The sequence below is a fragment of the Terriglobus albidus genome (assembly GCF_008000815.1).
GTDB lineage: Bacteria > Acidobacteriota > Terriglobia > Terriglobales > Acidobacteriaceae > Terriglobus > Terriglobus albidus_A.
Genome location: NZ_CP042806.1, coordinates 3,576,873 through 3,592,797 on the forward strand (window position 1 = coordinate 3,576,873; position 15,925 = coordinate 3,592,797).

The 15,925-nt window shown below is 59.2% G+C and carries 11 protein-coding genes; 7 read left to right on the top strand and 4 right to left on the bottom strand.

What is annotated here, in order from left to right; genetic code table 11:
- Positions 1-69: 69 nt before the first annotated feature.
- Positions 70-3,948 carry a chromosome segregation protein SMC gene (smc, locus tag FTW19_RS14020; protein ID WP_147648213.1) on the bottom strand — a complete coding sequence of 1,293 codons (3,879 nt, stop codon included), beginning with the start codon at positions 3,946-3,948 and terminating at the stop codon, positions 70-72.
- Between the two features lie 534 nt (positions 3,949-4,482).
- On the opposite strand from smc, the gene FTW19_RS14025 reads away from it, so the two are divergent.
- Positions 4,483-5,808: a hypothetical protein gene (locus FTW19_RS14025; protein WP_147648214.1), complete on the top strand. Its 1,326-nt coding sequence runs from the start codon at positions 4,483-4,485 to the stop codon at positions 5,806-5,808.
- A 79-nt stretch (positions 5,809-5,887) separates the two neighbouring features.
- Here FTW19_RS14025 and proC read toward each other — a convergent pair whose 3' ends face one another.
- From proC to cutA, 3 genes are all read right to left on the bottom strand, one after another.
- The gene (gene proC / locus FTW19_RS14030; protein ID WP_147648215.1) at positions 5,888-6,751 is read right to left on the bottom strand and encodes a pyrroline-5-carboxylate reductase; all 864 of its coding nucleotides are present in this window, start codon (positions 6,749-6,751) and stop codon (positions 5,888-5,890) included.
- 12 nt (positions 6,752-6,763) lie between these two features.
- Positions 6,764-7,615: an MqnA/MqnD/SBP family protein gene (locus FTW19_RS14035; protein WP_147648216.1), complete on the bottom strand. Its 852-nt coding sequence runs from the start codon at positions 7,613-7,615 to the stop codon at positions 6,764-6,766.
- Between the two features lie 381 nt (positions 7,616-7,996).
- The gene (gene cutA, locus FTW19_RS14040; RefSeq protein WP_147648217.1) at positions 7,997-8,365 is read right to left on the bottom strand and encodes a divalent-cation tolerance protein CutA; all 369 of its coding nucleotides are present in this window, start codon (positions 8,363-8,365) and stop codon (positions 7,997-7,999) included.
- A 93-nt stretch (positions 8,366-8,458) separates the two neighbouring features.
- Between cutA and FTW19_RS14045 the strand changes: the two genes are divergently transcribed.
- From FTW19_RS14045 to FTW19_RS14070, 6 genes are all read left to right on the top strand, one after another.
- Positions 8,459-8,809, top strand: coding sequence for an FtsB family cell division protein (locus FTW19_RS14045; protein WP_147648218.1), 351 nt, complete (start codon positions 8,459-8,461; stop codon positions 8,807-8,809).
- A 142-nt stretch (positions 8,810-8,951) separates the two neighbouring features.
- Positions 8,952-9,671, top strand: a complete 720-nt coding sequence (locus FTW19_RS14050; protein WP_432445174.1) for a (Fe-S)-binding protein — start codon at positions 8,952-8,954, stop codon at positions 9,669-9,671.
- On the top strand, positions 9,668-11,119 hold the full coding sequence (locus FTW19_RS14055) for a LutB/LldF family L-lactate oxidation iron-sulfur protein (RefSeq protein WP_147648220.1): 1,452 nt from the start codon (positions 9,668-9,670) through the stop codon (positions 11,117-11,119). Before FTW19_RS14050 ends, FTW19_RS14055 begins: the two co-directional genes overlap by 4 nt.
- Positions 11,112-11,756: a LutC/YkgG family protein gene (locus tag FTW19_RS14060; RefSeq protein ID WP_147648221.1), complete on the top strand. Its 645-nt coding sequence runs from the start codon at positions 11,112-11,114 to the stop codon at positions 11,754-11,756. The genes FTW19_RS14055 and FTW19_RS14060 overlap by 8 nt, the downstream gene beginning before the upstream one ends.
- Before the next feature lie 477 nt (positions 11,757-12,233).
- The gene (locus FTW19_RS14065) at positions 12,234-14,432 is read left to right on the top strand and encodes a bifunctional rhamnulose-1-phosphate aldolase/short-chain dehydrogenase (RefSeq protein WP_147648222.1); all 2,199 of its coding nucleotides are present in this window, start codon (positions 12,234-12,236) and stop codon (positions 14,430-14,432) included.
- Positions 14,429-15,898: a rhamnulokinase gene (locus FTW19_RS14070; protein WP_147648223.1), complete on the top strand. Its 1,470-nt coding sequence runs from the start codon at positions 14,429-14,431 to the stop codon at positions 15,896-15,898. The genes FTW19_RS14065 and FTW19_RS14070 overlap by 4 nt, the downstream gene beginning before the upstream one ends.
- Positions 15,899-15,925 lie beyond the last annotated feature (27 nt).

Sequence of the window (15,925 nt, forward strand, 5' to 3'; positions counted from 1 at the left end):
GATGGGTATTCGACCGTGCAAAACAAAGGGCCTCGTGATGGAGGCCCTTTGTCATTCTATTGATTGTATTTAGGCTGCGTTCGTCGTCCGATCCGCCCGGTTCAGGTTCACACTGACGATGCGCGAGACGCCCGGCTCCTGCATGGTAACGCCGTAGATCACGTCGGCTTCTGACATTGTGCGCTTATGGTGCGTAATCACCACAAACTGTGTATTTGCCGACATCTCGCTTACCAGCTTGGCGAAGCGGCCAACGTTGGTTTCGTCCAGAGGCGCATCGACTTCGTCCAGGATACAGAACGGCGCCGGAGCGTAGAGGAAGATGCCGACCAGCAGGGAGAACGCGGTAAGGGCCTTTTCTCCACCGGAGAGCAGCAGAATGTTCTGCAGCTTCTTGCCCGGAGGCGAAGCGATGATGTCGATACCGCTCTCGGAGATGTTGTCCGGATCGGTCAGCTTCATCATGGCCTGGCCGCCATTGAATAGTTTGGTGAACGTCGTTGAGAAGTTCTCGTTGATCTGAGCAAAGGCCTCTTCGAACTTGGTGCGCGAGACCTCGTCGATTTCCTTAATTGACTGCTGGGTGTTCTCGATCGAATCCAACAGGTCCTTACGCTGGCTTTCGAGGAAGCCGTGGCGCTGCTCGGTCTCGGCGAACTCTTCCAGGGCCATCATGTTGACCGGTCCCATGTTCTCGAGCCTCTGCTTCAGGTTGCCTGTCTCTTCACCGGCGGCGGCAAGCTCATCGCCGCCAATACGCAGCGTCAGTTCATCAGCACGCAGCTCCGCTGCTTCAACGCCGAGGTCCGCCATCGTCTGCGCTTCGAGATGTTCAATGTCAGAGCTCAGACGTGCTGCCTGTGCGGTGAGTGCACTGCGCTTTTCCCGCAGAGCATCGGTTTCGACACGCAGCGTCTTTAGCTTTTGTTCAAGCTCAGTCAGCGATGCGCGTAGCGCTGTTGCTTCGGAGGTGAGTGTCTGCTGTTCGGAGATTGCCTGCTCCCGCTGCGCTGCCAGCACGGTCTGCTGCTCGGCCAGTTGCAGATTCTCTTCTTCACGGCGCTGCTTCTCCGTGGCTCCGGAGGCAAGCTGCTGCTCCATCTGGATGAGCCGCTGCTGCTGACCGTTGAACATGCGCTGGTTCTGCTCGAAGGCCGCTGTTGCATTTCGACGGCGTTCTTCCAGGCCGGCAAGTTGTGCCGAGGCTGCGGCGGCCTCAGACTGCAACACCTCGCGGCTTAGACGCAGCTCGTCCATGCGTGCTGTGAACTCGGCGATACGGCCTTCGGCAGTGGTGCGTTCTGCCTCATACTTTGACGCCTCTTCCTGCTTGCGGCTGATCAGATCCTGCTTGGCATTGCGGGCTTCGCGATTGCGCTCGACAGAGAGCTGCCAATCCGCCAGGCGACGCTCAATACGGGCAGCTTCTGACTCCATCTGGCGCAGCGCGGCGCCTTGATTCGCAGACTCACGCTCGGCTTCGCGCCGCTCAGCCTGCTTGTGCTCCAGAAGCTGTGTCAGCTCAGTGATCTGACGGGCGAGGGTAGCCGCGTGGATCTCGGTCTGTGACAGCTCCGCCTCAAGCGCTTCCAGCTTGGTCTGAATCTCGCGCAACTCACGCTTCAGAGCCAGAGGTCCTTCGCCGCGTGGACGTCCGCCTGTGACCGTAACGTTATGGAAGGTCTCGCCGGATGGCGACAGGAAGAAGGCATCCGGATTCTGCAGCGCAAGGTCACGCGCGCTGGAAGAGTCCGGAGTGACATATCCTTCACGCAGCTTCGGCAGAACTACTTCGAGCGATTTGCCGAAACCATTCAATACGCGGATGCAGTTCTTCAACGGCACAATGCCGGAGTGTCCGGTCGTGTTCGCCGTGGACTCCATGCCCGCGGTGAAAGGGAACCGAGCCTGTGAGTCCGGCGGGTGCACCAGGAAGGTCGCACGGCCTTCAACATCCGACCGCAGCATCTGCATGCCCTGGTCGGCTGCGTCCCAGCTCTTGACGACGATATAGTTCAACTCGTCACGCAGGAACTCGTCGACGACCTGCTCATACTGGCCTTCTACTTCCAGAAAGTCCGCAAGGGTTCCGATGGGTGCAACCGCGCCGGCCGCTGCATTGTGGCGGAAGATGTTGCGGACCGTGTCCGTCGAGTAGCTGTGCTCGCGGATCAGAGCTTCCAGTGAGTTACGGCGGCCCAAAAGGGTAGCGACCTCGGCGCGGAGCTGGTCGCCGCGGCGCTTGGTCTCAGATTCTTCCGACCGCTTGCTCTCAAGCTGAATGCGTAGATCGGCGATCTCGGCTTCAAGGCGCTGCAGACGATCAGTGGCCGACTCGAACTCGATCGAGACCTGTCCGCGGCGCTGCCCCAGCGCCTCAAGCTCCTGACGGGCTGTCTCCGATTCGGCCGTCAGGCGTTCGGCCTCGCGTTCCAGGCCGGCCAGCGATTCGGCGGCTTGCGCTTCTTCGCGGTGAGCCTGAGAAGTGCGCTGCATCCACTGGATGGCCTGCTGACGGTGCGCCTCGGCTTCACGCTCCGAGGAACCTACGGCGCGCACCGCTTCCTGCGCCTCAGCTTGCTTCTGCTGCGCCAGCTCGCGGGCCCCAGCGGCCTCAGCCGTTGCAGACTCCAGGAATGACTGTGTCTCGGCACGTTCGGCGGCCAGAATCTCCATCTGCTGGCGGATTTGAGCCAGCTCCGCATTACCTGTTTCCAAGCGGGTTTCCAATTCGGAGATGCGGTCGGCGTTCGAGGAGGTGCGAGCCACCACGCGCTCCAACTCGACAGAAGTCTGGTTGGAACGGACACCCGCTTCGCGAATGGCAGCATCCAGCTCGTAGCCGCGGGCGCGGCCGGTGCTGGCTTCGGCGTCCAGGGTCTCGACTTCCGTGGCCTGGCTATCGATCGTTTCCGTCAGAGATGCGATCTGCTGCGCCGTATTCGCCTGTTCCGCGTCCATCTGCGCCAGCTTGCTTGCCAGCACAACCCGCAGCTTGGTGCGCAGTTCATCGCGCAGGGCCACATAGCGTTCTGCCTTGGCCGCCTGGCGCTTCAGGCTGGCCATCTGGCGTGTGACTTCGTCAAAGATGTCGTTGACGCGGGCAAGGTTCTGCTTGGCGGCCTCAAGGCGGAGCTCAGCCAGCCGCTTCTTGGTCTTGAAGCGGGTAACGCCGGCGGCCTCTTCGAGAATGGCGCGGCGGTCCAGCGGCTTCGAGCTCAGCAGTTGGCCGATGCGCTCCTGACCGATGATCGCGTAGTTCTCGCCGGAGAGACCGGTTCCGAGGAAGACGTCCTGGATATCTCGCAGGCGGCAGATCTTGCCGTTCATCAGGTACTCGGACTCGCCGGAGCGGAACAAACGGCGGGTGACGGTAATCTCGCCGGCGCGTACCGGAGCACGATTGAACTTACGGCGGCGGATCTTCAGAACGACATTGTTGGCCGCATCACCCTCTGGAATGCCCTCGAGCTGCTGTTGCGGATGCGCTTCACCATCGATGACCTGACCGGGCTGCGCTTCCAGCACCGCGGCTTCGGTGTCGGCGGCACGCTCCGCGCGCAGCGCAGCTTCGTCCCAGTCGCCGTTGGGCTTGATCGCCGTGCTGTCTTCCGGGTGCTCGTCTTCGATCTCGATCTCGGGCGTCTCGCCCGGCGCCAGCAAATGGCCGTCATAGACCTCGGGGTCTACCAGCGTGAGAGAGACTTCGGCCATGCCTGTCGGCTTGCGGTCGCGGGTTCCAGCGAAGATGACATCTTCCATCTTCGTTCCGCGCAGGCTCTTGGCCGACTGTTCACCCAGCACCCACGTAATGGCGTCTGAAATATTCGACTTGCCGCAACCGTTCGGGCCTACGATGGCCGCAATGCCGTTGCCGGCGAGTTGAACCTCGGTACGATCACAGAAGGACTTGAAGCCGAGGATCTGAATGCGCTTCAACTTGAGCATGGAATGGGTGCCTCCAACCGAAACAGGCCGTGAGCTTCCTTGAACATTGGACGCTCCAAAGCCTCATATCAATTGTGTGCATGCCGGGCGGCCTGAATCAACAAGGGCAACCCAAGATTTTGTGGATAAAGCGCCCGTAACCCTACAAATGGGCGTGGGGTGCAGTCAAAAGGTCCTGTTGAGGGATGAGATGGGCCGGTTCGGCGGTTTCGCCGGCCCACTTGACGCAGTTTCAGTGACAGTTTGCCGACGAGAGCCGTCTATAGGTTGTCATGGTCCCGTTACAAGGTGGTCAAACCACTGTGACGGTGCAGGATATGCTGCAGTTCTTCGCTACGTCCGGCTCTTCTCGACCTCTTGCAAGAGAGCAACGGGCTTCTTATAATCCGCATCAACCCCCTATGGCAGGGCGAAGCGGCGCAGCGCGCAATCGCTGTCGTGCAGTGAACCTCTGGTCCATCGGGAAATTCTCCCTGCTGTACCTTCATAGACATCGCACAGTAGATTTTGAGAGTACTTAGGAGCCTTATCAAAATGAAGAAGGTTTTGTTCGCCTCGTTCCTGGCGGCCGCCGCAGTCGCGGTCTCCCCTATCGCCCTGGTGGCAGCAACGGCCAACGTGGGCCAAGCCCAGGGTGGCGGCGTGCAGATGTCGCAGGAAGAGTACAACGCTTACGATGCGGCTACGAAGACTGCCGATCCGAAAGCCAAGATTGCCGCGCTGCAGGCATACCTCGACAAGTATCCGCAGAGCAGCGTGAAGGAGGGCGTACTGGAGCTCATCATGGGCGCCTACGGTCAGCTTAACGACGCTGCCGGAATGCTCTCTGCTGCCGACAAGCTACTGCAGGTCAATCCGCAGAGCCTTCGCGCCCTTACCACCGAGATGAGCCTGCACAAGACCATGGCCGATTCGAAGACTGCTCCGGACGAAAAGCAGGCGGAGCTCGACAAGGCCGCTGACGCCGCCAAGAAGGCTCTGACCGCGACCAAGGGCAAGGACATCGACCAGGCAAACTGGGATGCGATGATCAAGCAGGCTACCCCGTACCTGTACAGCGCGATCGCCTCAGCCGCCCTTAACAAGAAGGACACCGCTACCGCGATCGACAACTACAAGAAGGAACTGGCTGCCGTTCCGGTCGAGCAGACCGCGACGCCCGGACCCTTCCTGCAGGACACCTTCTTCCTCGGCCTGGCTTATCTGCAATCCACCCCGCCTGATTACGTGAACTGCACCTGGTACACCACTCGTTTCGTCGAGATCGCTCCGGAGCCTTACAAGAGCCAGTACGCTCCTACCGCCAAGTACTGCTACACCAAGTACCACGGCAAGGCTGATGGTTATGAAACCGTGCAGGCTGCCGTGAAGTCCAGCCTGATTCCTCCGGCTGATTTCAAGATCGATCCGGCTCCTTCGCCGGCTGATATCGTTGCCCAGACCATTGCGGGAACCCCGGACCTCTCGACGCTGGCTCTCAGCGACCGCGAGTTCATCCTGGCTTACGGTAAGAAGGAAGATGCCGATAAGATGTGGGCTGTGCTGCAAGGTAAGGACGTAAAGATTCCTGATGTGGTGGTTGTTGAAGCGACGGAGTCGGTCATCAAGGGTTCTGTCTCCGATGACGCTGTCCAGTCGAAGGCTGCCGACTTCACCTTCAATCTGAAGGAGCCCCTGACGAAGGTCCCTGCTGTCGGCGACAAGGTCGTCGTCGCCGGTACCTATGACTCCTACACTCAGAGCCCCGGTCAGGCCGTTCCGGTCATGATCACGATGAAGGACGCTATGGTGGACGCGCCGAAGAAGACTCCTGCGAAGCCTAAGGCTCCGGTACATCACGCCCCTGCCCGCAAGAAGTAATTGCGGTTCAGAGAAACAGAAGGGCAGCCCCTCGGGGCTGCCCTTCTCTTGTTTGTTTGAAGATGTACCTAGGCTAGATCTATCCGGCAGCGAGTTGCTTAGCGCGCTCTGTGGCCCGTTTTACGGCCTTGATGAGGGTGACCCGGAGTCCGCCCTCTTCCAGCTCCAGAATGCCGTCCACGGTGCAGCCTGCGGGGGTTGTGACCTGGTCTTTGAGCAGGGCAGGGTGGTATCCCGTCTCCAGGACCATGCGCGCAGAGCCAAAGACCGTCTGCGCGGCCAGCAGTGTGGCAACGTCACGGGGCAGGCCGACGTTTACACCGGCCTCAGCCAGCGCCTCGATGATGATGTAGACATACGCCGGGCCGGAGCCGGAGAGGCCCGTCACTGCATCCATATGCTTTTCGTCGACGATGACGGAACGACCGACAGTGTTGAAGATCTTTTGTGCCGTCACCAGTTGATCGCCGGAGACGAAGCGCCCCGGGCAAAGTGCCGTAACACCTGCAGCCAGCATGGAAGGGGTGTTGGGCATCGCACGGATAACCGGAATATGCATTCCCGCAGCCTCTTCAATTGCGCTGGTCTTTACTGAGGCAGCAAACGAGACGATCAGTTTCTGCGGCGTCAGCACGGTTTTGATCTCTTCGATCAATGTCGGAACCTGAGTCGGCTTTACGCCGAGCAGGATGATGTCGGCTGCCTTGGCGGCAGCCAGGTTGTCGGTCGTGACCTCGACCTGGAACTGGACGGAGAGCGCTTGTGCACGCTCCGCGTGTGCCACCGTGGCAATAATCTGTTCGGGGTGCAGCAGGTTGTTCTTCAGGAAGGCCTGCAGCAGAATGCCGCCCATCTTGCCGGCGCCAAGGACAGCGACCTTGATGCCGGGCAAGGATGCGGGCCCGAGTGTAGGTATTTCGATTTTCAGATCGTCGTTGAACATAGGTATGTCGTGCTAGTCGATGAAATCAACCTTGGCTTGGTGCGGAATAATGCCGCGCTCGTAGCCGAGTTCGAGCAGCTTCTTGATCGCTTCCCGTCCATCGTCTCCGTAGTTGAGGGTGCGCTCGTTCACATACATGCCAACGAAGCGGTTCGCCAGGCTGGTATCCAGATCGCGTGCAAACTGCATGGCGTACTGCAGCGCCTCTTCGCGGTTGTCGAGGGCATGCTGAATGCTGTCGCGCAGCGCCTGGGTCGTGGTCTTCATGACATCCGAACCGAGCGAGCGGCGGATCGCGTTGCCGCCAAGAGGCAACGGCAGACCGTTGGTCTCTTCACGCCACCACTGGCCGAGATCCAGAATCTTATGCAGGCCGCTGTTTCCATAGGTGAGCTGTCCTTCGTGAATAATGAGGCCCGCTTCGAATTCGCCTGCGGCTACGCGGGGAATGATCTCATCGAAGGGAATCGTTGCAGTCTCAACTTCGGGAGCGAAGAGTTTGAGTGCCAGGTAGGCAGTCGTCAGCGTGCCCGGAACGGCGATCTTCACTTTCTTGACCTCATCGGTGGTCAGCTTTTTAGGCGCCACGATCATCGGCCCGTAGCCGTCACCAACAGAGCCGCCGCAGGCCATCAGCGCATAGTTGTCCTGCAGATAGGGATAGGCGTGGAAGCTGATGGCGGTCACATCGTAAAAGGCCTCGTTCATGGCCTTCCGGTTCAGGGTCTCGATGTCCGTCAGCGTATGGCTGAACTTGTAGCCCGGCACACGAATCTTGTTCGTCGCCAGGCCATAGAACATAAATGCGTCGTCGGAATCAGGAGAGTGCGCGATGGTGATCTCGCGAATGGCGGAACTACTCATACAATCGGATGACCTCTGGAAAGGATACAGCGGTTAGTGTCTGTGGACTTGCGGATGTCGTTCAGTGTGCGGCGCGACGCTGCACGGAGCGCGGTCGCTGGTACGGATCGCTCAGGTCGCCCGCGTCATTCGATGACCACGGTCGTCCGTGCGGCTGGCGGCGCATCGGTATAACACTCTCTTTGTGTTCGATGTTCGACACGTCGTGGTGCTGTCCAAAAATATTTTCTGCGGTCAGATTCCCAGGCTTTTGACCCGCCGAAGCGGCCTTGCGGACGTGACGCGCAATAGCCCAGGACGCCCCTAGAAGAGCGCAGACGGAAAGCACGGCGACTGCAAAAAGAATCTGCATCGGACAAAGGAAAGGATACCAAAGCGCGGCTAGCCGGGCTGTGCGTTCTCCCGTAACCACGCAAGATACGCCGCACTGCCTCCCGACAGTGGCACGACCAGTAACTCCGGCAAGGAATATCCATCCGGGCGTTCGGCATGGAAGCTGGTGATTCTCTCGTCGATCCGGCTGAGATTCGTGCTGAGCGATTTGATTGTGAGTTGATACTCTTCGCCGCGTTCAATGGCGCCCTGCCAGCGATAGACCGACCGTACCGGTCCAGTGATGCTGACGCATGCAGCCAGGTTTTCGTTCACCAGGGCGTCCGCCAGCGCCTCCGCGGTCTCCCGCGTGCCGACGGTTGTCAGAACTAGAACAGGCGAAACCGGAACAGGCGAAAACAGGACAGGCTCTGTCATGCATAGGAGTATTCCACGCCCCTGTATCTACCCGGGTTCCAGGGAGAGAGTTTTGCTTGACCACAGCGATGGCCACCGATACTTCTGGAACGTATGCGGAACTCTTCCAGCCTCTGGAGCAGATTGATTGGCGCTGGCGAGCGGCTCTATAGCGGCCGCCGCAAACTTGCGACCGTCGCTGCCGTGGGATTGGCAATTTCGCTCGGGTATCACGTTATCTTCGGTCAGAATGGTCTGACCATGTACGAGCAGAAGAAGCGTGAAGCCAGGGAGCTGGATGTAGAGCTGAAGCGTCTGCAAAAGGAGAACGAGCAGATGTCTGGCCACATTGGGCGTCTGCAGAACGATCCCAGTGCAATTGAACATCAGGCAAGGGAAGAACTGCACTACACCCGACCCGGGGAAGTCATCTACACGCTGCCTGCCGCGCCTGCCAAAAAATAGTTGCTGCAAGTAAGATTGACTCGTTCCGATTGACTGGTTCCAGGACAAGACAGTGTTGGCCATCGGTGTCATTTGCACTGCATGAACCCTTGGGGCATATACCGTTGGAACAAGGAGAGGCGTTCTGCGGGTCTCACTCTTTATCACTTGTTATAACGACACGCTCTTCCCGGGAACAGGGAAGGCGGTCGTACGCGTGCTCGAGCGATTGGGGCATACGGTCGAGTTTCCTGCCGGCCAGACATGCTGCGGGCAGATGCATTGGAATACGGGCTACCAGAAGGAAGCTCTTCCACTGGTGCAGCGTTTTGTCGATCAGTTTCGTGATGCGGAAGCTGTCGTGGTGCCTTCGAGCAGTTGCGTCGCGATGATGAAAGATCACTATCCGCTGATGGCGGAGCAGATGAAGGATGAGACGCTGAAGGCAGAGCTGAAGCGGTTACTGCCGAAGGTGTGGGAGTTCTCACAGTTCCTTACGGAGTGTCTCGGTCTAAAAGATGTGGGGGCCTACTATCCGCACAAGGTCACCTATCACGCAAGCTGCCATGGTCTCCGTAATCTCGGAATCAAGGACGGTCCGATGGACCTGCTTCGCAACGTGAAGGGCCTCGAGCTTGTCGAGATCGAGAATCTTGATCGCTGCTGCGGCTTTGGAGGGACCTTCGCCATAAAAAACCCGGAGACCTCCGCCGCCATGCTGGAAGAGAAGATCAGTTCCGTGCTGGAGACGGGCGCCGAGGTCTGCACCGCATGCGACAACTCCTGCCTGATGCACATGGAGGGCTCGCTGCATCGCAAAGATGTCGGCGTGCACACCATTCATCTGGCGGAGATTCTTGCCGGCGAGGAGGCAGGACAATGAGCCGTATCCCGCTCGATCCGGCAACGTCGCCGGCCTTCCCGAAAGCGGCAAAGAAGTCTCTTGGCGACCAGCAGTTGCGCCGTAATGTTCGTCACGCTACCGATGTAATCCAGGCGAAGCGCAAGCGGATGGTGGAAGAGCGCGATGACTGGCAGGACCTACGCGAGAGCGGGAGCCAGATTCGGCAGCACACGCTTCGCTATCTGGATCAGTATCTGGAAGAGTTTGAGCGAAACTGCACCAAAGCGGGCGGTCACGTGCATTGGGCGCGCGACGGCAAAGAGGCCTGCGAGATCGTAACCCGTCTTGCGCGGGAGGCCGGTGCGAAGGAGGTCATCAAGATCAAGACGATGACCTCGGAGGAGATTCACCTCAACAATGCGCTGGAAACCGCAGGCGTTATGGCAGTTGAGACCGATCTCGCCGAACTGATTATTCAACTCGGCGAAGATCAGCCGTCGCATATTGTTGTTCCGGCACTGCATAAAAACCGGCACCAGGTCCGCGAGATCTTCAAGCAGAAGATGGGACTCAAAGACCTCGGCGATACTCCTGCCGATCTTGCTGAGGCCGCACGCTCCTATCTGCGCCATAAGTTCCTTACGGTGCCCACAGCAGTGAGCGGAGCGAACTATCTCATCGCTGAAACCGGTGGTGTCTGCATCGTCGAGAGTGAAGGCAACGGCCGCATGTGCCTTACGCTGCCGAAGACGCTGATTACCATTGCCGGCATCGACAAGGTGATTCCGCGCTTCCAGGACCTCGAGGTCTTTCTGCAGACACTCCCGCGTTCCGCCACGGGCGAGCGTATGAACCCGTACAACTCGATCTGGACAGGTGTACATGCGGGCGATGGACCGAAGAACTTCCACGTCGTCATCATGGACAACGCGCGTACCGAAGTGCTTGCCGACGAAGAGGGACGCCAGACGCTGCATTGCATCCGCTGCGGAGCATGCCAGAATGCGTGCCCGGTCTATCGTCAGACCGGCGGCCACGCCTACGGCAGTGTGTATGCAGGTCCGATCGGCGCCATCCTGACTCCTCAGTTGCAGGAATTGCACCATGCCGAGAGCCTGCCTTATGCGTCGACTCTCTGCGGCGCCTGCTATGAGGTCTGCCCGGTCAAGATCAACATTCCCGAGGTGCTGATCCACCTGCGCCACAAGGTGGTGGAGAAGCAGACCAAAGGTCTTGGCAAGCTCAATCCTGAAGCGGTTGCGATGCGTGTAATGGCCAACATCTTCCGTAGCGAAGCCCGGTTCCGCGCGGCACAGAAGTTCGGCCGTACCGCCGAGAAGCCGCTGGTGAATCGAGAAGGCTGGATCGGTTGGCTGCCCGGCATGCTGGGTGGATGGACACAGGCGCGCGACCTGCAGGCCATGCCCGAGGAGACCTTCCGCGAGTGGTGGGAGAAGCGCGACAAGAAGGAGGTCCGCAATGGCTGATGCCCGCTCTGCAATTCTTGAGAAGATCCGTGCCGTGAAACCCGCGGGCTTCGGAGACAAGGCGACTGCCTGGCAGCAGATTCCGCGCAGCTTCCTTACAGGTTCAGCGCTGGGCCGTGAGGAGATTCTGCATCTTCTGGAAGATCGCCTGCTGGACTACGAGGCAACCGTTGAGCGCTGTACTCCCGGTGAGATCGCTAGTGTTGTCAAAGCTCTCCTCGAAAAGCGCGGTAAGTCGAGGATGGCGATTCCTGACGGGATGGAGCCAGCCTGGCTGCCTGCCGAGGGCGTTGACTTCGTTGTCGATCGCGAATTGCCCTACAGCGAACTGGATCTCGTAGACGGTGTGATGACCGGCTGTACTGTCGCCGTTGCCGATACCGGCAGCATCGTTGTCCGCAACACAGCAGGGCAGGGGCGTCGCGCCATCACGCTGGTGCCGGACTATCACCTTTGCGTTGTCTTCGCGAGCTCTGTCGTGAAGACCGTGCCTGAGGCGATGCGTCTGCTGCAGACCTGGAATACTGCTCCCATTACGTTCTTTTCCGGTCCATCTGCTACAGCAGACATCGAGATGACCCGCATCAAGGGGGTCCACGGCCCTCGCTTCCTGGATGTCGTCCTGGTGCTCGACTAACGCTATCGAATAAGTAGCCGATGCCCGCTCATGCACCAGCGTGAGCGGGCATTCAAGTTTTTGCGGATTTCTGCCGCGAAGACCGGATCACAGCGTCGCTTCGAGAATTTTTTCGAAAAATCTTTTCCTCACCACTGGTTGACCAGCCGCAGGCTCGCCTCAACAGTCCATCCGGGATTTCAGGAACAATTCCTCTGTCGAAGAAATCTGCGCGTTTATCGGTCTCCGCAGCACGGATACAGAACAAACCGAAAAATACCACCGCAGCCACACTGTCACATCTCTCCGTCAGTGGTTGGACCAATTTGGGGCATTTTCCAGGCGAGGGTCCGGCGATTGCAAACCACTGGCATGACATGCTGTCGGGGATGGGTGTAGAGTGGCCCATCGCAAGGATTTACCTGTATTTTCGCGTGTAGAATCACCGTGTCGCGCCAGGCGCGCAATCCACAAAAGCGAATCGAAACAGAGGGAAAGATGTCAGGTCTAAAGTTCTTGGAAGATCGTTGGGACGACTCAATCGCGTCGAAATTGGATGAACCGGAGCTGCTCCGTTACCGCTCCAACCTGTTGGGCTCGGACCTGCGCATCACCAACTTTGGCGGTGGCAATACCAGCTCGAAAATCGACCAGGTAGACCCGCTGACCGGCCAGACGGTTAAGGTGCTGTGGGTGAAGGGATCGGGCGGTGACCTGGGCAGCATCAAACGTGCCGGCTTCGCCACGCTCTACATGGATCGCCTGCTCAGTATGGAGAAGATCTATCCCGGCGTCGCGCGCGAAGACGAGATGGTTGCAATGTACCCGCTGATCACCTTTGGCAACAATCCTGTCGCGGCCTCCATCGACACCCCGTTGCATGGTTATCTGCCTTTCCCCCACGTCGACCACCTTCATCCCGACTGGGGAATTGCTCTTGCTGCCTCGTCCAACGGCAAGGAGAAGATGGAGCAGTTCAATAAGGAGTTCGGTCACAAGCTGGCGTGGGTGCCATGGCAGCGTCCTGGCTTTGAGCTGGCCATGATGCTGAAGCGCGCGGTGGAAGCAAATCCCGGCTGCGACGGCATCATCCTTGGCGGTCACGGCCTGTTCACCTGGGGCAACACGCAGCGTGAGAGCTACCTCAACACCATCACGATCATCGATCAGATCGGCCAGTTCATCGAGAAGCACGCTGCTGCGAAGAACGTTCCGGCCTTCGGCGGAGCAACGTTCCAGACCCGTGATGATCGCGCTGACATCGCGAAGAAGATCTTCCCGGTGATCCGCGGCGCCGTTTCGCGCAAGCAGCGCTGGATCGGGACTTACTTCGACGGCACGGATGTGCTGGAGTTTGTGAACTCCTCGCAAGCCAAGAAGCTGGCTCATCTGGGTACGAGCTGCCCCGACCACTTCATCCGTACCAAGATCCGTCCCATGTATCTTGAGTGGAACCCGGCAGGCGATCCGAAAGAACTGGAAGCCCTGGTCGACTCCACGCTCGCGACCTATCGCGATGAGTATGCCGAGTACTACAAGAAGCATGCTCTGCCTGACTCGCCTGCCATGCGCGACGCCAGCCCCACGGTGGTGCTGGTTCCCGGCGTCGGTATGTTTACCTTCGGCAAGAACAAGACCGAATCCCGCCTGACCGGTGAGTTCTATACCAATGCCATCCACGTGATGCAGGGTGCGGGAGCTCTCGGTTCGGGTGTCGACTGCATCGATGTTCCGCAGGCTGGCCCAGCTGCTGGCGCCGGCGAGTTCACGGTCTATGAAAACTACGTAGCTCTGCCGCCCAGTGAGGCCTTCCGCATCGAGTACTGGGCCTTGGAAGAAGCGAAGATTCGCCGCATGCCTCCTGAGAAGGAGCTCAGCCGCCGTGTTGCTCTGGTGGTCGGTGGCGGTTCGGGTATCGGCCGCGAGGTTGCCCTGCTGGCTGCCGAGCGTGGAGCACACATCGTCGTCGCGGACCGCGATGTCGTCGGAGCCGAGAAGGTCGCTGAAGAGTGCAAGGCCATCGCCGGTAAGGAAGTCGTCACCTTCGCTTCGATCGACATTCGCGACCGCAACGCCATTCGCGCAGCTCTCGATGCCACCATCGAGAAGTTCGGTGGACTCGATATCCTGATCAACACTGCGGCGATCTTCCCGTCTTCGCCCGATGGTGTCGTCAGCGACGCACAGTGGGCTCTGACGCTGGAGATCAACGTCACAGCGAACTATCTGCTCACCGATGAGGCGCAGAAGGTCCTGGCGAAGCAGGGACTGGACGGCAGCATGGTGCTGACCAGCTCTGCCAATGCGGTTGTTGCCAAGAAGGGAACGGAAGCGTACGACGTCTCCAAGGCGGCCCTGAGCCACCTGGTGCGTGAACTTGCTGTTACCTACTCGCCGAAGATCCGAGTCAACGGCATCAGCCCCGCAACGGTAGTGAAGGGATCGACCATGTTCCCGCGTGATCGCGTGAAGGCGTCGCTCGCCAAGTACAACATCGCTTTCGAAGAGAACGAGACGGATGACGGCCTGCGCAACAAGTTGGCCGGCTTCTATGCGAAGCGCACTCTGACTCACGTGCCGATCGATCCGAAGGACTGCGCCGAGGCGATCCTCTTCCTGGCCGGTCCAAAGACCCCGGTAACCACCGGGCATCTGATCCCGGTGGATGGCGGTCTGGTGGAGGCTTATCTCCGTTGAGACGCACCGCACCTAAAACCCTTCGCCCTTCAGATACCCGCGCCCTGGTCGCCGTTGACCTTGGCGCGGGTAGCTGCAGGGTTTCTTTGCTTCGGTGGGTTGAGAACAAGCCGCAGATCTTCCTGGTGCATCGCTTTGCCAACGCGCCACGTGAGGTTAACGGCGGCCTGTTCTGGGACCTGACGATGATCGCCGAGGGGCTTGAGACCGGTCTACGCAAGGCGGCCGAGATCGCGACCGAGGGCGTCCGCGCTATTGCCGTGGACGGCTGGGCCGTCGACTACGTGCGCGTAGACACGTCGGGTAATCCCCTTGGAGATCCATACTGCTATCGCGATGAGCGGACGATCAAGTCTGAGAAGTCTGTGCATCGCCGCTGCAGTCCCGACCGCATGCGGGAGCTGACGGGCATCCAGCTCATCCGCATCAACACTCTTTACCAGCTTCATGCCGATCAACTGGCCGGCCTTCCCGAAGGCGATCAGTGGATGAATCTGCCGGAGTACTTCCTCTCGCGATGGGGTGGAGCTCGCGTTGCCGAGCTGACCAACGCCACGCACACACAACTGGTGGAGCTATACCGTCCGCAGTGGTGTCATGAGATCTTTACCGCTGTTGGTCTCGATCTTGCTTCCGCACCGAAGATCGTTCCTCCGGGATCGGACCTCGGTGAAGTACGCGGCCCGCTCGCAGAGCTACCGGCTTTCAAGGGAACCAGGCTCATAGCTCCCGGCTGCCACGACACTGCTTCGGCGATCGCGGGCATTCCTGCCTCCGGCCGTGACTGGGCCTATATCAGCTCGGGTACATGGTCACTGGTTGGTACTCTGCTGGAGCAGCCGAGGAACAGCGACGCTGTTAAGACTGATAACTTCACTAACCTCGGAGCCGTGGGAAGCCGTATCTGCTTCCATAAGAACGTCAATGGTATGTGGCTTATCGAGCAATCCATGGCGTACTGGGCAGCAGAGGGTAAGCCATGGAGTATTGCGGACCTGGTGAAGGCTGCCGAGCAGATTGGCAAGCCGGACACTTTGCTAGACGTGGATGATGAAGATCTCCTTCTGCCTGAGCGGATGCCTGAGCGTATTAATGCACAGCGTGCGAAGAAGGGATTGGCGCCTCTCGATACTTCGTCAGCAGGGGCGCCGGTCATCGCGAATCTGATCTTCTACTCGCTCGCCGCGCGATATGCCAAGGTTCTGGACCGTATCTCGCTGCACAGCGGCAAGAAGTTCAAGCGGCTGTATATTGTCGGCGGCGCAAGCCAGAATGAGTTTCTTAACCGTCTCACCGCCGAGGCTACTGGCCTCGACGTGCATCGCGGTGCGGTCGAAAGCTCAACGATCGGTAACTTCGCTGTGCAAATGGCGTGCCTGGAAGGCATGGGAGACAAGGTCACTGGTGTGTTTGCCGAGAGCGTAGTCGACTGGGCCGGCATCTTCTGTAACGCAGTGATGAAATAACCATTTCCTTCAGTGAAGCGAAGGCTG